General features: G+C 70.5%; 17 protein-coding genes, 2 pseudogenes and 1 riboswitch. Of the genes and pseudogenes, 7 read left to right on the top strand and 12 right to left on the bottom strand.

What is annotated here, in order from left to right:
* Positions 1-12: 12 nt before the first annotated feature.
* The gene (locus AB0O15_RS24055; RefSeq protein WP_364322650.1) at positions 13-957 is read right to left on the bottom strand and encodes an aldo/keto reductase; all 945 of its coding nucleotides are present in this window, start codon (positions 955-957) and stop codon (positions 13-15) included.
* Between the two features lie 118 nt (positions 958-1,075).
* On the opposite strand from AB0O15_RS24055, the gene AB0O15_RS24050 reads away from it, so the two are divergent.
* On the top strand, positions 1,076-2,671 hold the full coding sequence (locus tag AB0O15_RS24050) for a beta-1,3-glucanase family protein (protein WP_364322364.1): 1,596 nt from the start codon (positions 1,076-1,078) through the stop codon (positions 2,669-2,671).
* Between the two features lie 3 nt (positions 2,672-2,674).
* Here AB0O15_RS24050 and AB0O15_RS24045 read toward each other — a convergent pair whose 3' ends face one another.
* From AB0O15_RS24045 to AB0O15_RS24035, 3 genes and pseudogenes are all read right to left on the bottom strand, one after another.
* Positions 2,675-2,815, bottom strand: coding sequence for a hypothetical protein (locus AB0O15_RS24045; protein ID WP_364322362.1), 141 nt, complete (start codon positions 2,813-2,815; stop codon positions 2,675-2,677).
* Positions 2,816-2,829: 14 nt separating this feature from the next.
* The gene (locus AB0O15_RS24040; RefSeq protein ID WP_364322682.1) at positions 2,830-3,147 is read right to left on the bottom strand and encodes a hypothetical protein; all 318 of its coding nucleotides are present in this window, start codon (positions 3,145-3,147) and stop codon (positions 2,830-2,832) included.
* Positions 3,148-3,161: 14 nt separating this feature from the next.
* Positions 3,162-3,311, bottom strand: a pseudogene (locus AB0O15_RS24035) (hypothetical protein); the annotation flags it as partial.
* 62 nt (positions 3,312-3,373) lie between these two features.
* Between AB0O15_RS24035 and AB0O15_RS24030 the strand changes: the two are divergent.
* The 5 genes from AB0O15_RS24030 to AB0O15_RS24010 are packed head-to-tail and all read left to right on the top strand — an operon-like array spanning position 3,374 to position 6,826.
* Complete coding sequence (locus AB0O15_RS24030; RefSeq protein WP_364322360.1) at positions 3,374-4,096, top strand: transporter; 723 nt, start codon at positions 3,374-3,376, stop codon at positions 4,094-4,096.
* On the top strand, positions 4,093-4,410 hold the full coding sequence (locus AB0O15_RS24025) for a transcriptional regulator (protein WP_364322358.1): 318 nt from the start codon (positions 4,093-4,095) through the stop codon (positions 4,408-4,410). The genes AB0O15_RS24030 and AB0O15_RS24025 overlap by 4 nt, the downstream gene beginning before the upstream one ends.
* Complete coding sequence (locus AB0O15_RS24020) at positions 4,407-5,279, top strand: ABC transporter ATP-binding protein (protein WP_364322356.1); 873 nt, start codon at positions 4,407-4,409, stop codon at positions 5,277-5,279. The genes AB0O15_RS24025 and AB0O15_RS24020 overlap by 4 nt, the downstream gene beginning before the upstream one ends.
* The gene (locus AB0O15_RS24015; protein ID WP_364322354.1) at positions 5,276-6,016 is read left to right on the top strand and encodes an ABC transporter permease; all 741 of its coding nucleotides are present in this window, start codon (positions 5,276-5,278) and stop codon (positions 6,014-6,016) included. The genes AB0O15_RS24020 and AB0O15_RS24015 overlap by 4 nt, the downstream gene beginning before the upstream one ends.
* 51 nt (positions 6,017-6,067) lie before the next feature.
* Positions 6,068-6,826, top strand: coding sequence for a VOC family protein (locus AB0O15_RS24010; protein ID WP_364322352.1), 759 nt, complete (start codon positions 6,068-6,070; stop codon positions 6,824-6,826).
* Here AB0O15_RS24010 and AB0O15_RS24005 read toward each other — a convergent pair.
* From AB0O15_RS24005 to mqnE, 8 genes and pseudogenes are all read right to left on the bottom strand, one after another.
* Positions 6,777-7,574, bottom strand: coding sequence for an ABC transporter ATP-binding protein (locus AB0O15_RS24005; RefSeq protein WP_364322648.1), 798 nt, complete (start codon positions 7,572-7,574; stop codon positions 6,777-6,779). The two genes, AB0O15_RS24010 and AB0O15_RS24005, sit on opposite strands and share 50 nt — an antisense overlap.
* Before the next feature lie 5 nt (positions 7,575-7,579).
* Entirely contained in the window at positions 7,580-8,635 is a 1,056-nt protein-coding gene (locus AB0O15_RS24000) for an iron ABC transporter permease (RefSeq protein ID WP_364322350.1), read from the bottom strand.
* Positions 8,632-9,552, bottom strand: coding sequence for an ABC transporter substrate-binding protein (locus AB0O15_RS23995; protein WP_364322348.1), 921 nt, complete (start codon positions 9,550-9,552; stop codon positions 8,632-8,634). The genes AB0O15_RS24000 and AB0O15_RS23995 overlap by 4 nt, the downstream gene beginning before the upstream one ends.
* Before the next feature lie 93 nt (positions 9,553-9,645).
* Positions 9,646-9,708, bottom strand: a riboswitch (cobalamin riboswitch).
* 28 nt (positions 9,709-9,736) lie between these two features.
* Positions 9,737-10,291: a TetR/AcrR family transcriptional regulator gene (locus AB0O15_RS23990; protein ID WP_364322346.1), complete on the bottom strand. Its 555-nt coding sequence runs from the start codon at positions 10,289-10,291 to the stop codon at positions 9,737-9,739.
* Positions 10,292-10,351: 60 nt separating this feature from the next.
* Positions 10,352-11,626: pseudogene (locus AB0O15_RS23985) on the bottom strand (M14 family metallopeptidase); the annotation flags it as partial.
* A 95-nt stretch (positions 11,627-11,721) separates the two neighbouring features.
* Positions 11,722-12,018 carry a DUF4229 domain-containing protein gene (locus tag AB0O15_RS23980; RefSeq protein ID WP_364322344.1) on the bottom strand — a complete coding sequence of 99 codons (297 nt, stop codon included), beginning with the start codon at positions 12,016-12,018 and terminating at the stop codon, positions 11,722-11,724.
* 11 nt (positions 12,019-12,029) lie between these two features.
* A complete protein-coding gene (locus tag AB0O15_RS23975) occupies positions 12,030-12,482 on the bottom strand; it encodes a hypothetical protein (RefSeq protein WP_364322342.1) in 453 nt (150 codons plus the stop codon).
* A 34-nt stretch (positions 12,483-12,516) separates the two neighbouring features.
* Entirely contained in the window at positions 12,517-13,686 is a 1,170-nt protein-coding gene (mqnE, locus tag AB0O15_RS23970) for an aminofutalosine synthase MqnE (protein WP_364322340.1), read from the bottom strand.
* A gap of 288 nt (positions 13,687-13,974) precedes the next feature.
* Here mqnE and AB0O15_RS23965 point away from each other — a divergent pair, with 288 nt between their 5' ends.
* The gene (locus AB0O15_RS23965) at positions 13,975-15,609 is read left to right on the top strand and encodes a C40 family peptidase (RefSeq protein WP_364322338.1); all 1,635 of its coding nucleotides are present in this window, start codon (positions 13,975-13,977) and stop codon (positions 15,607-15,609) included.
* The last annotated feature ends 141 nt before the right edge of the window (positions 15,610-15,750 follow it).

Below are 15,750 nucleotides of genomic sequence, written 5' to 3'. Positions count from 1 at the left end.
GGCGGAGCGGCCTCAGCTCAAGATCTCGTCGAGCGCCGCCACGTCGGCGGCGGTGAGCTCCCAGCCACCGGCGGCGACGTTCTGCCGGATCTGGTCCGGGGTCGTCGCGCCGGCGATCACGCTGGTCACGGCCGGGCGGGCGGCCAGGCCGGCGATCGCCACGTCGAGCAGGCTGTGGCCGCGGTCGGCACCGAACGCGGTCAGGGCCTCGATGGTGTCCCAGTCGGCGCCGTCGAGCCAGCGCTGATAGCGGGGAAGCGAGAGCCGCGACCCTGAGGCCGGCTTCTCGTCCCGCGAGTACTTGCCGCTGAGCAGGCCGCTGTTGAGCGGGAAGAACGGCAGCAGCCCGAGCCCGAAGTGCTCGCAGGCCGGCACGACCTCCTGCTCGGCCTCGCGGGCCAGCAGGCTGTACTGGTTCTGCGCGCTGATGAACGGGGTCAGCCCGGCGGCCCGCGCGGTCCAGTCGGCGTCCGCGATCTGCCAGCCGGCGAAGTTGGAGTTGCCCAGGTAGCGCACCTTGCCGCTGCGCACCAGGTGGTCGAGCGCGGCGAGGGTCTCGTCGATCGGGGTGCCCGGGTCCGGCTCGTGCATCTGGTAGAGGTCGAGGTGGTCGGTGTCGAGCCGGCGCAGGGACGCCTCGACGGCCCGGATGATGTAGGACCGCGATCCGCGTACGCCGCGGTCGTTGCCGTTGAGGCCTTCCATGTCCATCCCGAACTTGGTGGCCAGCACCACCTCGTCGCGCCGACCCTTGAGCGCGGCGCCGAGGAACTCCTCGGAGGCGCCGTGCGGGGTGCCGTAGATGTCGGCGGTGTCGAACAGGGTGATCCCGGCGTCGAGGGCGGCGTCGACGACGGCGCGGGTGCCGTCGGCGTCGAGCTTGCGGCCGAAGTTGTTGCAGCCGAGCCCGACCACGGAGACCAGCAGGCCGGAGGGGCCGAGGCGGCGGTAGGTCATGTCGCTCATGAGTTCGAGCTTAGGTCGGGTCATAGATCGGCAATCATCTATTGACATTCTTTACTAAAAACATTCACGCTGTGAGAGCGCTCTCTCGTCCTCATCCCCGGAGGCTCTCGTGCGATTGCGACTGAGATCCCTACTCCTGTCCCTGTCCCTCGTGATTCCGGTCACCGCCGTGGTCGCCACCCCCGCACAGGCGATCGGCCCGGCCGTCCTCCCCGTCTCGGTGACCAACAACACCGGGCGCGGCGAGGCCGTCTACCTCTACACGATCGGCGTCCAGCTCTCCAGCGGCCGACTCGGCTACGTGAACCAGGCCGGCACGTTCACCGCCTGGAGCGGTGGCCAGCTCCCGCCCTCGCCCGCACCGGACGTCGCCATCGGCGGACCCGGCAACGGCGGCACCACCACGATCAACTTCCCGCGCGGGTTCTCCGGCCGGGTCTACTTCTCCCTCGGCGAGAAGCTGAAGTTCTTCCTCACCCCGGACGGCCTGGTGCAGCCCGCGCCGTGGGCCGGCGGCGACCCCAACCGCAACATTCTGTTCGACTGGTCCGAGTTCACCTACAACGACGCCGGCCTGTGGCTGAACAGCTCGCAGGTGGACATGTTCGCGATCCCGCACGCGGTCACCGTGACCGGGGCGAGCGGCGCGACCAGGCGGACCGGCGACGTGGTCAACAACGGCCGCAACGCGATCATCGACGGCATCCGCGGCCAGTCCGGCTGGGCCAACACCGTGGTCAGCCGCTCGGACGGGACCGTGCTGCGGGTGCTCGCGCCGGGCAAGGCGGCCGAGGCGGGGCTGCTGGCCGCCAACTACTACGACTCGTACATCGCGTCGGCGTGGAACGCGTACACCGGCAAGGTGTTGACCGTCGTGCCGTTCGGGGACCAGCCCAACACCAAGTACTTCGGGCGTACGTCGGGCAACGTCATGAACTTCACGAACAGCGCGGGCCAGCAGGTGGCGTCGTTCAACCGCCCGTCCTCGGGCAGCGTCTGGGGCTGCGCCGGTGACCTGCCGGCACCCAACGACCAGGTGGTCGGCCCGATCTCGCGTACCCTCTGCGCCGCTCTCAACCGCGGCACCCTGGGCACCCTGGACACTCAGCCGACCCTCAACGCGGGCGAGTTCTACCGCAACAACCCGGCCAACCAGTACGCCCGGGTCATCCACGCGAACATGGTCGACGGCAAGGCCTACGCGTTCCCGTTCGACGACGTCGGCGCGTTCGAGTCGCTGGTGCACGACGGCGACCCGCGCTCGGCCGGCCTGATCCTCAGCCCGTTCGGCGCCGGTGGCTCGACCCCGCCGCCCACGCCGGCCGGGGTGCCGGTGATCAGCAACTGGAACAACCTCTGCGTCGACGTGCCCGGCGCCAACTTCGTCGACCGGGCGCCGCTCCAGACGTACACCTGCAACAACTCGGGCGCCCAGAAGTGGACGTTCGAGGGCGGCGCGCTGAAGACCGAGAACGGCAAGTGCGCCGACGTGGCCGACGGCTCCACCGCCAACGGCGCGGCGATCCAGCTCTACACGTGCAACGGCACCGGGGCCCAGCAGTTCACCCTCTCCGGCGCCGGTGACCTGGTGAACCCGCAGTCCAACCGGTGTGTCGACATCAAGGACTGGGTGAACGGGAACGGCGCCAAGCTCCAGCTCTGGGACTGCGCCGGAACCGCCAACCAGAAGTGGCGCAAGGGCTAGGCGTCACGCCACCAGGGCGCGTGCTTCCGGTAGTGGGAGCGCGCGCCCTTCGGCGTACAGGGCGTCGAACCGATCGCCCAGCGCCGACGACAGCCGATCCTTCGTACGCCGGAAGTCGTCGCCCGTCACAGCCGGGCCGGGCACCCGATGACCGCCGTTCAGCCGGTGCGGCCGGGAACGACCGCGCGGATCTGGGCGGCCAAGGTGGACTGGTCGGCCTCGTCTACCGGCAGAACGCCGTTCTCGGCCATCAGCGCGTGGTACTGCTGCTGGTCGTAGGGCACGCCGGGCGGCAGGGGCGCCAGGTGCCAGTGCAGGTGGGCGTTGCCCTGGTGGCTGCCCAGGGACAGGGAGTACATGCGCTCGGTCGGCACGACCTCGGCGATCGCCACGGCGACGCGGTGGACGACCGACTGGACGACCAGGTAGTCGGCCGGGGCAGGCGCAGCCAGTCCTCGAGGTGGCGCTTCGGGCACACCAGCGTGTAGCCCCGCAGCGTCGGCCAGCGGTTCAGGAAGGCGATCGTCGCGTTGTCCTCGTACACCACGTGGTGGTTGTAGTCGGGGTGGCCCGCGAGGAACGCGCAGATGAAGCAGGGGCCGGACCGGGCGCGGCGCTGGTAGGCCTCGATGTCGAACATCCCAGCAGGCTGTCAACTTTATGGCACAAACCTCTTTGACTTTGTGCGGTAAAGTTCTTTGCATGACGAGCGAGCACGATGACGACCTGCCGATGGACCCGGCCGAATCGCTCCGCCTGATCGAGCGCGAGCGGGCCGAGGCGGAACGCAAGCTGACCCCCGACCCGCGCGTCTTCCTGTGGCCCTGGGGCTTCGCCTGGCTGATCAGCTTCACCCTGTTGTTCCTGCGCTTCGGGCCGGGCGGGCGGGTCTTCGTCGACATGCCCGACTGGGTGCCCCTGGCCGTGCTGGCGGCGACGATGATCACGGCCGGCGCGTTCACCGGGGTGGTCGGCGCCCGCAGCGGGCGGTGGATCTCCGGGCCGTCCAGCCGGCAGGGTGCGTTCTACGGCATCACCTGGTCGGTCGCCTTCTTCGGGCTGTCCACGGTGCTCGGCCGGGTCAGCCAGTTCGTGCCCGACGGCGAGGTCAACCTGCTCTGGGCCGGCGCGATGGTGGCGCTGACCGGTGCGCTGCACATGGCCGGTGGCGCCATCTACAACGACAAGAACGTCTTCCTGCTGGGCGTCTTCATCAGCGCGATCAACGTGATCGGCGTCTTCGCCGGGCCGGGGTGGCACGCGCTGCTGCTGGCCGTGCTCGGTGGCGGCGGCATGCTGGCGGCCGGCGCCTACGCCAAGTCCCGCCTGCCAAAAGCCCAAAAAGCCGAGGCCCAGAACGCCGAGGCCGAAACCGCCGAGGCCCGAAACGCCGGGGCCGGGAACGCCGAGGCTGGGAACCAGTGAGCCAGACCGAGCTGCCGGAACTCGACCCGGTGATCCACGCCCAGGCCCGGCTCCGGGTGGTCTCGTCGCTGTCGATGCTCCGTGAGGGCGACCGGATCGCGTTCCCCCGGCTCCAGGAGATCCTGCGGATGACCGCCGGAAACCTGTCGGTGCATCTCCGCAAGCTCGAGGACGCCGGCTACGTCGAGGTGACCAAGACCCATCAGGGCCGGACGCCGGCCACCCTCGTCCAGTTGACCCGCCGCGGCCGGCTGGCCTTCGAGGACTACACCGCGGCCCTGAAAGCCCTGCTCAACCCCTCGGAGGAGCCATGACCCTGGCCCGCGCGATCAACGTCAGCCGCCGGTACGGCGACGTGCTCGCCCTCGACCGGCTGTCCCTCGACGTCCCGGCCGGCCAGCTGGTCGGGCTGCTCGGCCCGAACGGCGCCGGCAAGAGCACCCTGGTCAACCTCTTCACCGGGCTCCGCCGGCCGAGCGAGGGCACGGTCGAGCTGTGCGGCCGCGACCCGCGCCACGCGGCCGCCCGCGCCTCGCTGGGCGTGACGCCGCAGGAGACCGGGCTGCCGTCGTCGCTGCGGGTCGTCGAGGTCGTCGACTACACCCGCGCCCATTTTCCCAGGCCGCTCGGGCGGGACGAGGTGCTCGCCCGGTTCGGCCTGACCGATCTGGCGCGGCGGCAGACCGGCGGGTTGTCCGGCGGGCAGAAGCGCCGGCTGGCGGTGGCGCTGGCCTTCGTCGGCCGGCCCCGCATCGTGTTCCTCGACGAGCCGACGACCGGGCTCGACGTGGAGGCCCGGCGGTCGCTGTGGGACGCGGTCCGCGAGTTCCACGCCGACGGTGGCACGGTCGTGCTGACCAGCCACTACCTGGAGGAGGTCGAGGCGCTGGCCCAGCGGGTCGTGGTGATCGGGGGAGGTCGCGTGCTCGCCGACGACACGGTCGACGCCGTCCGCGGCCTGGTCGCCATCCGCCGGGTCAGCGTCTCGACGGCGTCGCCCGTACCGGATCTGCCCGGTGTGGTCGGCCGGGAGCGGGAGGGCGAGCGTACCCATCTGCTCACGCCGGACGCGGATCGCCTGGTCCGCGACCTGGTGGCCAAGGAAGTGCCGTTCGCCGACCTGGAAGTGCGTCCCACCTCGCTCGAGGAAGCGTTCCTGACTCTCACGGGGAGTGCCCGATGACCACGCTCGCTCTGACCCACGCCAAGTTCCAGTTGCTCGAGACCGTACGCATCCCGATGGCCCTGATCGGCAGCGCGTTCTTCCCGGCCGCGTCGATGCTGTTCTTTGTGGTGCCGTTCGTCGGCGACGACCCGGTCTACTCCACCTTCGCCACCGCCTCCATGGTCACGTTCGCGGTGATGACGACCAACCTCTTCCAGTACGGCGCCGGCATCGCCGAAGACCGCGCCCAGCCGTGGGACCCGTTCACCCGCACGCTGCCGGCCGGACCGGGACCGCGGTTCCTCGGCCGCATCCTGGCCGGGCTGGCCCTGATGACGATCTCGCTGATCCCGGTCGTGCTGATCGCCTGGCTGTTCACCGCGGCCACGATCACCTGGGGCGGTGCGCTGGCCGCGCTCGGGGCGCTGGCCGTGTCCGCGCTGCCGTTCACGCTGCTCGGGCTGGCCATCGGCTACTCGCTGCCGGCCAAGGCGGCGATCGTGACCGCCCAGCTGCTGTTCTTCCCGCTGGCCTTCGGCGGCGGGCTGATGACCGCACCGGGCGCGGCGCCGGGATTCGTCGAGAACATCGCGCCCTACCTGCCCACCGGCGGCGCGGCCCGGCTGATGTGGGCGGCGGTCGGCGACTTCCGGTTCGACCTGACCGCGACGGTGAGCCTGGTGGCCTGGACGATCGTCTTCGCTGGGCTGGCCGCATGGGCCTATCGCCGCGACGAGGGTCGGCGGTTCAGCTAGAAGTTCGACACTTAAGAGAGTCGAAAGGGGGGTCGGTGCCACCATGCGGAGATGACCGCACCGACCCCTGGCCAGCCTCTTTGGGTAGATCTCGGCACCTCGGACGTGAACGACGCGAAGCGCTTCTACACCGAGTTGTTCGGCTGGACGGCCCACGTGTCGGGCGACGACTACGGCGGCTACACGATCTTCAACCTGGACGGGCGGCCGGCGGCCGGTGCCGGACCGCTGTTCGGCGAGGGCCAGCCGACGGCGTGGAGCACGTACATCGCGACGGATGACGCCGACGACACCGCCATCCTGGTCGAGGACGCCGGCGGGAAGGTGCTCGTACCCCCTTTTGACGTGGGCGTCCAGGGCCGGATGGCGGCCTGCCTCGACCCGGCCGGCGCGCCCTTCACGGTGTGGCAGGCCGGCACGATGGCCAGCGCCGAGGTGGTCGACGTGCCGGGCGCGCTGACCTGGAGCGAGCTGACCACCCGGGACGTCGAGCGGTCGGTCGACTTCTACGGCCGGGTGTTCGGCTGGGCGGCGCGGGAGAGCCAGTTCGTGGGCCAGCCGTACGTGGTCTGGGAGCTGGACGGCCAGATGATCGGCGGCATGCAGCCGATGGTCGGCCCCGGCTGGCCGGACGACCTGGCGGCACACTGGATGCTCTACTTCGCGGTGCGGCACTGCGACGAGACCTCCGCGCTGGCCCACGAGCTGGGCGGGCACGTCGTCCGGCCGCCGACCAACTTCCCGATGGGCCGCTACGCGGTCATCGAGGATCCGCAGGGCGGGACGTTCTCGATCCTGGAGAGCGCTTAGGTATCACCACGGGTCCGCTCTCGCCCTCCAGCACGGTGACCCGGGCCCGGTAGTGCTCAGCCAGCAGGGTTTCGGTGAGCACCTCGCGCGGCGGGCCGGCGGCGACCACCCGGCCCTCGGCCAGCAGCACCATCCGGTCGGCGTACTCCCCCGCGATCGACAGGTCGTGCATCGTCGACAGGACGGTCAGCTCCCGCTCGCCGCGCAGCCGATCCACCAGGTCGAGCACCTCCTGCTGGTGACCGATGTCCAGCGCCGAGGTCGGCTCGTCGAGCAGCAGGATCGGCGCGCCCTGGGCCAGCGCCCGAGCCAGGAAGACCCGCTGCCGTTCGCCACCGGACAAGGTCTCGAGCCGCCGCCCCGCGAAGTCCTCCAGGTCGAGCGCGCCCAGCGCTTCGTCCACGGCCGACAGATCGGATGCCGATTCCCGGCCCAGCGGCGCGAGGTAGGGCGTCCGCCCGAGCAGCACGTAGTCGATCACGCGCATCCCCGGCGGCACCACCGGAGTCTGCGCGACCATCGCGACCGCGCGCGCCCGCTCCCGCCGCCTGAGCGTCTCGGCGCGCCTCTTTCCAAGATCAATTTCGCCGGTGTACGCGACCAGCCCGCCGATCGCCCGCAACAGGGTCGACTTCCCGGCGCCGTTCGGCCCGATGACCGTGACCCACTCGCCCGCGCCGACCCCGAGGTCAACCTCGTCGACGACGGTCGCCCCGCCCAGCCGCACACTCACCCGCCGCACACCGATCACCGTCACACCGCCCGGCTCCGGCGGAGCACCAGGATGAAGAACGGGGCGCCGAAGAACGCGGTCACCACGCCGATCGGGATCTCCGCCTCGCCGGCCGCGGTCCGCGCGACCACGTCGGTCAGCGCCAGGAACGCCGCCCCGAACAGCACCGACAACGGCAGGAGCGACCGATAGCTGGCCCCCGACAGCAGCCTCAGCGTGTGCGGGACGACGATGCCGACGAAGCCGATCAGCCCGGACACCGACACGGCCGCCGCGGTGCCCAGCGAGGCCGCGATCAGCAGCAGGTAGCGACTGCGCTGCGGGTGCAGCCCCAGCGACGCGGCCTCCTCGTCGCCGACCGTGAGGACGTCCAGTTCCCGGCGCTGGGAGAGGACGATCAAACCCGTCACCACGAAGTACGGAAGGATCAGCAGCACGTCGTGCCAGCCGGCGGTGGCCAGCCGCCCGAGCAGCCAGCTGTAGACCTGGCGGAGCGTTTCCACGTGCTGCTGCATCAGATAGGTCTGGGCCGCGGCCAGGAACGCCGACACCGCCACCCCGGCCAGGATCAGCGTGGCGGGGGTGCGTTCGCGGCCCCCGGCCGCCCCCAGGATCCAGGTCAGGGTCACGGCGAGCAGCGCGCCCAGGAAGGCCGCCGGTGGCACGCCGATCGGCAGGTTGGCCGTGGCGTCGCCGCCGTCGGTGGTGCGGGTGGCGATCACCGCGGTCACGCCGAGCCCGGCGCCGGCCGCGACGCCGAGCAGGTGCGGGTCGGCCAGCGGGTTGCGGAAGACGCCCTGGTAGGCGGCGCCGGCCAGGGCCAGCATCGCGCCGACCAGCAGTCCGAGCACCACGCGCGGGAGGCGCAGCTCGGTGAGGATCGCGATCTCTCGTTCGCTGAGCCCGCTGTGCAGGCGTACCCCGGGAACGAGGTTGAGAAGCTCGGCCGAGACGCTGCCCGGCGGCAGCCCGACCGGCCCGAGCGACACCCCGGCGACCAGCGCGATCGCCACCGCGACCAGGCCCGCCGCCACCCAGCGGAGCCGCAGGCCGGCCGGCCGCGGCCGATCGGTCACGACATCCCGTCCGCGACCGACCGGAGGAGGTCGACGACACGCGGTCCCCAGCGGGAAGCGATGTCGTCGTCCAGGGCGATCACCTTCCCGGAGGTGACCGCGGTGATCGACGACCAGCCGGTGCGCGCCTTCACGGTGGCCGGGGACTGCTTGCAGCACTTGGTGTCGGCCAGCAGGATCAGCTCGGGGTTGGCCTTGACCAGCGCTTCCGGCGAGAGCTGGGGGTAGCCGCCCTTGCTGCCGTCGGGGTCGGCGGCGTCGGCGACGCTCTTCAGCCCCAGCCGCCCGAGCAGCGAGCCGACGAACGTCTTCGAGGTGACCGTGTAGAGGGTCGGGTCCAGCTCGTAGTAGTAGGTCATCGGCTTGGTGCGCTTCGGCACGGAGGCGGCGATCCGGTCGATGTCGGCGCGCATCCGGCCGGTCAGCGCGGTGGCTTCGGCGGGGTGCCCGGTCAGCGTGCCGAGCTGCTCGATCTCGCCGTAGGTCTGGTCGAGGTCCCGGGCCGACGGGGTCAGGAAGACCGGGATCTTGAGCGTACGCAGCTGGTCGACGATCTTGTTGAGGTCGTCGGAGAGCACCACGAGGTCGGGGTTCTTCCGGGCGATCGCCTCGGCGTTGGGCTTGAAGCCGGACAGGTCGGTCCGGGGCGCCCCGGCCGGGAACGTCGACTGGTCGTCGACCGCGGTGACCTGCGGTCCCGCGCCGATCGCGAAGAGCATCTCGGTCGCCGTCGGTGAGAGCGAGACGATCCGCTCGGGCCGTTGGGCCAGGGTCAGATCGCCGACCGAGACCGGGTACGCCGGGCCGGCGCTTGCCGAGGGCGGCGACCCGGCGGGGGTGTCGTCGCCGCCGGCACAGCCCGCCAGCAGCAGCGCGGCCGAGGTCAGCAGCGCGGTCAGCACACGTCGTCGTTGCATGGTTCCTCCTGTCGACGGCTCGCCGACAGGAGTGGCCCGCCCGCGAGGCGCCCCTTCCCCGGGGGCGCTGGTTCGCGACCGGCGTCCAGGCGACCTGGCTCGTCCCCCGGGCCCGGGGGCATCACAGTTGCGGGACAGCGCCGGGATCACACCGGCTTCGCTGGAACGCGGTCTCGGGTAGAACCTAACGCAGGCTGCGGACGCACATGTCGATGAGTTGGTCGTACGACTCGTCGACGTCGAGGTCGAGGCCGAAACCACCGCCGGCCTCCAGGGTGGCGAAACCGTGGGCGGCGGCCCGGAGCCGGCGGATCGCGTGGGTCGCGGTGGCTTCGTCCATGGCGTACGCCCGCATCACCGCGACGAACACCGCCAGGATCTCCGCCCCCGCTCGGGCCAGCGGAGTGTCCCGATGCAGGGGGTCGAGCGGCACCAGCGTGTAGCGGGCGTTGTGGCCGACGACGTATGCCCGGTAGGCCCGCAACAGCGCGATCACCGCCTCGTCGCCGGACCGGCCCATCACCTCGGTCGCGAAGATCGCGGTGATCTGCCGGGTGATCCGCTCGGCCATCAGTTCGCGCAGGTCGGCCAGGCTGCCGACGTGTTTGTAGAGCGAGGGCGCGGCGACCCCGGCCCGGTCGGCGACGGCGGCCAGGCTGAGCGCGTCGAGGCCCTTCTCGTCGATCAGCGCGAGCGCGACGTCGACCACCGCGGCTTGCGACAACCCGGCCCTAGGCACGGAAACTACCTGTCATAGCCACCAAGCTAGGACAGGTAGTTTCCCCGGGCAAGCCGGTCAGCAGTACGTGGACTGCTTGTTGATCACCTTGTACGGGCAGTCCGCCACCTCGGCCAGTTGCAGCGCCGCCGTCCGGTTCCGGCTCGTCTCGCGCGTGATCACGCTGGCCGGCGGATAGAAGCCGCCGCCCGACGAGGAGGTCGGGTACATCTCAAAGGTGTACGCGAAGATCTTGTGCGTGCCCCACAGCCAGTCGAGCAGGTCACCGTCGGTGATGTAGAGCGCACTGGACTGCTCGGGCGTGTAGTTGTTCGTCGCGGCCATCTGGCGGCCCAGCGTCGAGAACGTGTTGTTCTGGTCGGTGTTCATGCCCTCGCCGGTGCGCGCGTTGGTGTAGCCGAAGGGCCAGAGAACCAGCTCCGAGTACGTGTGGAAGTCCATCGCGGCCTTGATCTGCTGGACCCCGCCGACCACCCGGCTGTTCACGAAGTCGCGGATCACCCGGGTCTCCGGCGCCGAGAACGCCTGCGTCCCCCGGTAGGTCTCGGACCCGGTGCTGCCGGACGAGCCGCCGCAGCAGCCCCACTTGTAGCCGTAGTTCCGGTTCAGGTCGGTGCCGACGTTGCTCGAGCCGCTGTTCGGCTGGCGGTTCTTGCGCCACGAGCGGTAGCTGCCGGTCGCCACGTCGTACTCGGAACCGTCCGGGTTCACGGTCGGGATGATCCACAGCTCGCGGCTGTCCACGACCGACCGGACCCGGCTGTCCGAGGCGTACCCGCTGGTGAACTGGTTGAGCAGGTAGAGGGCCATCTCCACGGTCAGGTGCTCGCGGGCGTGATGGTTGGCGTCGTAAAGGACCTCGGGCTCGTTCTCGTCCGTGCCGACGTTGTCGGAGATCTTCACGGCCACGATCTGCCGGCCCTCGTACGAGGTGCCGAGCACCCGCTTGCTGGCGATCGACGGGTACGCCGCGACCACGCGGTTCACCTCGGCGATCGTCTCGGCGTAGTTGTGGTAGGCGGCGTCCCGGGGCGGGAAGTCCATGGTGGAGGCCTTCTCCAGGGCCTGGTCGGGCAGCTTCTCGACCTTGAAGCCCTGGGACCGCAGGGTCGCGACCTCCGCGGCGGTGGCGGTGATCTCGACCACCGCGTGCTGCACGCCGTCGATCGCGGCGCCGCTGCGGGCGATCTGGTTACGCGACGCGGCGGTACGCACGTCGAACACTTCGTACTGGGCGGACTGCTCGGCACCGGGCCCGGCTTCGGCCGGTCCGGCCGCGACCAGGGTGAATCCGGCCAGAGCGGCGACCACGGCCGCCGTGACACGTCGTCTCATGAACGACCTCCGAGGGAATGGGGGTTTCCGACACCCCATCACCACGGATAGACGACTGGCAATATCCCGGCTGGCACCTACCCCGGCAGGATGCCCTATTTCTCGACGGACCGGGGCTCGGCGGCCCGATCACCCTCGGCCGCGGCCGACTCGTCGCCGGCCAGCGCGGCCCGCAGCCGGTCCTTCTCGGCCTTGCGCCGGTCGGCCACCGTGCCCAGCCGCTCGGCCATCTGGTCGCGCCACTTCGCCAGCAGGAAGTACGACGCGATCGCCGACAGCACCAGCGCGATCATGGCCTTGATCAGGATGTTCAGCGGCACCGGCAGGAGCAGCACGAGGAACAGGAAGAACAGCCCGAACCGGCCGAGCGTGTACTTGAGAGCGGGATTCACAGCAATCTCCCTCAGCCGGCCCGATGGCGCAGCCACCGCAGACCGTAGAACCAGACGGCGCTGTAGACCACGGTCAGCGCGAACGCGCCGATCGCACCGCTGACCAGCGCCGGGAACAGGCCCGCGGCCAGGCCGGCCAGCGTCATCCCGGCCGCGACGCCGAACCCGAGGCCGAGCAGGCCGACCACGACGCGGCCGCCGCCCCACCCGGCCGCGCGGAACTCCTCGGTGAACAGCCACACCGGCAGGACCAGCGCGATCCAGCCGCTCGCGTCGCCGAAGTCGGAGAGCCGCACCAGCGACAACAGGCCCTCGATGACGAGCAGCACGACGAACCCGGCGAGCAGCCCGGCCAGCGCCGTCCCGACCAGGTCGGGGAAGGTGGCCAGGCGGCCGTCGGCGTCGCGGCGGAGGCGCCGCTCGCTCGGCTCGGCGCCTTCGGTCTTCTTCGCGGCTTCGGTCATGACAAACCGAGGGTACGCGGCCGGCCCGGGAGCCCTACGCCCAGACCTGCTGCGGCTCGCTGCGCCGGTCGGCCAGCGTCGGCGGCCGGTCGTACTCGCGCACCACCTCGTACCTGGTGTTCCGCTCGACCGGCTGGAAGCCGGCGTCCCAGATCAGGTTGAGCAGGTCTTCCCGGTGCATGGTGGTCGGCGTGCCGTACGAGTCGGCATCATGGGTGATCTTGTATTCGACCACCGAGCCGTCCAGATCGTCGACGCCGAAGTTCAGCGACAACTGGGCCACCGACAGGCCGTGCATGACCCAGAAGCACTTGACGTGGGGCACGTTGTCGAAGAGCAACCGGGACACCGCGAACGTCTTCAGCGACTCGGCCGGCGCGGCCATCGTGGTCTGCGCCTGGATCCGGTTGCGGACGATGCCGTCCTGCGCGTCGACGAAGTCGTGCTGGTAGCGCAGCGGGATGAAGACCGCGAAACCGCCGGTCTCGTCCTGGAGCTCACGCAGCCGCAGCACGTGGTCGACCCGGTGCCGGTGCTCCTCGATGTGGCCGTACAGCATGGTGGCCGGGGTCTTCATGCCCTTGCTGTGGGCCAGCCGGTGGATCCGCGACCAGTCTTCCCAGTGGCAGTTGTGGTCGACGATGTGCTGCCGGACCTCCCAGTCGAAGATCTCGGCGCCGCCGCCGGTCAGCGATTCCAGGCCGGCGTCCATCAGCTCGTCGAGGATCGCGTCGGCGGGCAGCCCGCTGATCTTCTCGAACCACTGCACCTCGGTCGCGGTGAAGCACTTGAGCTTGACGTTGGGCAGCGCCGCCTTCAGCTCGCGCAGCACCTTGGGGTAGTACCGCCAGGGCAGGGTGGGGTGCAGTCCGTTGACGATGTGCAACTCGGTGAGCTGCTCATCCTCCATCTCCTTGGCCTTGCGGACGGCCTCGTCGATCCGCATCGTGTAGGCCGCCTTCTCCCCCGGCTTGCGCTGGAAGGAGCAGTAGGCACAACTGGCCGAGCAGACATTGGTGAGGTTGAGGTGCCGGTTGACGTTGAACATCACCCGGTCGCCGTTGGTCTCGGTGCGCTTGTGGTGGGCCAGGCGGCCGAGCCAGGCAAGATCGTCCGTGGCGTACAGCGCCTCGCCGTCGGCCCTGGTCAGGCGTTCACCCGAGTAGACCTTGGCCTCCAGCTCACGCTTCAGACCGGCGTCCATTGGTACCTCCCTCTCTGCCCCTTCGTGCGAGCGTACGTCCCTGGCTCGCCGGCACCACGTGGCGCATGATGGACGCGGCGTAGGTCACCCCGGCGGAGCACCGATTCTCAGGTTCCTTTCATCTTCGATCGATCGACAGCGGTACGCCTGGTGGGGTATGACCTATATGGGGGAACGGACAGCCTCGGAAAGCGCCCTACCGGGTGGCGCCGAGCGGACGGGGAGCTGATGGCGACATACCGAGGGGCAGATCGACTTCGACGTGCGCGGCCTTGGTGGCGTCCGTTGGTGTTGACCGCTGCCGCGGCCACCGCTATCGCCGCTCTCTTCCATCCCCTCGCGGCCCAGGCCGCCCCGAACGTCCCGGCGCCCCCGGTGGCCCCGGCCATCCCCGACGCCGGCTCCCGCCCCACGCCCATCGGCACCCTTCTGATGCCCGGGCAGACCTCGAGCACCCCCACCACCACGACCCCGGTGACGCTGCCCGGCGTCGCGGTGGCCCCGATCCTGCAAGAGCAGGAAAGGAAACAGAACGAGATCAACACCCTCGGCGACCAGCTGATCAAGCTGGGCGAGGACCGCGATCTCGCCAAGACGCAGGCCGACACCGCGGGCGCCAAGCTCACCGCCGCCCAGGCCGCGCTGACCCAGGCCCAGCACGACGCCGCCGCGGCCGCCGCCGCCGCGGTGCGCGACCAGGCCGCGTTGCCGCCCGGCCTGCCCGGGTCCGGCCTGGCCGACCTCGACGCGCTCTCCCGAATGCAGCGTGGCGAGACCTCCTCCGACGAGGCGGCCAACCGCCAGCTCGCGCTGATCCAAGACGCACAGACCATCGCCTGGGCCGAGCAGACCACCGCGTCGGCCACCTACACCGACCTGCAACAGAAGTGGACGACCCTCAAGGCGACGATCGGCACGAAGCAGAAGGCGCTCGACAAGTGGCGGGCCGACCACGCCGAGGAGCTGACCGCGGCCGAGGCCACGGCAACCGCCGAAGACGCGCGTCTCGGCGCCAACTACATGGACGGCACGTCCTCGGGGCGCGGAGCCGACCCGAAGGCGATCGCGGCGCTGACCATCGCGCTGAAGCAGATCGGCGATCCGTACGTCTGGTCCGAGGAGGGCCCGGACCAGTTCGACTGCTCCGGCCTGATGTATTACTCCTACCGCTCCAACGCGGCTAAGAACTTCCCGCTGGCCCGGGTGTCGCGCGACCAGTACTGGCAGCTGCGCAACCGGGTCGTCGACCGCTACTCGCTACTCCCCGGCGACCTGCTCTTCTTCAGCTCGAGCAACAGCTGGACGGGCATCCACCACGTGGCGATGTATGCCGGCCAGGGCAAGATGGTCGAGGCGCCACGCACCGGGCTCGACGTGCGGCTCACTCCCGTGCGGTGGAGCCGGCTGTTCGGCGCGACCCGGGTGTATGGCTCGGTCGACCACCCGACGCAGGGCCCCGACCTCACCAACCTGCCGACCCCGGGCAACGACGACGGTTCCGACCCGACGCGGCCGCCGGCAACAACCAACCCGCCGTCGAACCCGGGTAGCCCGTCCAACCCGGGAAGTCCGTCTAATCCGGGTAGCCCGTCGAACCCGGGTGGTCCGTCCAGCCCGGGTGGTCCCTCCAGCCCGGGTGGTCCCTCCAGCCCAGGTGGTCCGTCCAGCCCGGGCGGCCCGAGCGGCGGCCCGTCGGACGATCCCAGCGACGACCCGACGACGGACCCGCCCGACGACGACCCGACGACTCAGCCTCCGAAGGACGATCCGACAACTCAGCCTCCGAAGGACGATCCGACGACTCAGCCTCCGGCGACTGAACCGGACACACCACCAGAGACGACCAGGCCGGCCGAACCCGAACCGACCGAGACGTCCAAGGCGGCCGATCCGACGGAGTCGGCGGGCTCGGACGGAAACTGATTCGCGAACCGGCAGAAGCGCCCCGGACGACGGGGCGCTTCGTCGTTTCCCCTGGGTGAGCGCTTTCGGCGGAAACCCGGACACTTGATCCACTTCGCTAGCCTTGCCGACGCCGGGTGCGGGCACCCGCGCCGATGTGGC

This window comes from Actinoplanes sp. NPDC089786, assembly GCF_040684855.1.
Taxonomy (GTDB): Bacteria; Actinomycetota; Actinomycetes; order Mycobacteriales; family Micromonosporaceae; genus Actinoplanes.
Note: the sequence above shows the minus strand (reverse complement) of the source record. Positions and strands in the feature narration are given on the sequence as shown.

Coding starts and splice junctions, on each gene's coding strand:
- AB0O15_RS24055 (WP_364322650.1), bottom strand. CDS start 957: ATGACCTACCGCCGCCTCGGCCCCTCCGGCCTGCTGGTCTCCGTGGTC.
- AB0O15_RS24030 (WP_364322360.1), top strand. CDS start 3,374: ATGACGAGCGAGCACGATGACGACCTGCCGATGGACCCGGCCGAATCG.
- AB0O15_RS24020 (WP_364322356.1), top strand. CDS start 4,407: ATGACCCTGGCCCGCGCGATCAACGTCAGCCGCCGGTACGGCGACGTG.
- AB0O15_RS24015 (WP_364322354.1), top strand. CDS start 5,276: ATGACCACGCTCGCTCTGACCCACGCCAAGTTCCAGTTGCTCGAGACC.
- AB0O15_RS24010 (WP_364322352.1), top strand. CDS start 6,068: ATGACCGCACCGACCCCTGGCCAGCCTCTTTGGGTAGATCTCGGCACC.
- AB0O15_RS23995 (WP_364322348.1), bottom strand. CDS start 9,552: ATGCAACGACGACGTGTGCTGACCGCGCTGCTGACCTCGGCCGCGCTG.
- AB0O15_RS23975 (WP_364322342.1), bottom strand. CDS start 12,482: ATGACCGAAGCCGCGAAGAAGACCGAAGGCGCCGAGCCGAGCGAGCGG.
- mqnE (WP_364322340.1), bottom strand. CDS start 13,686: ATGGACGCCGGTCTGAAGCGTGAGCTGGAGGCCAAGGTCTACTCGGGT.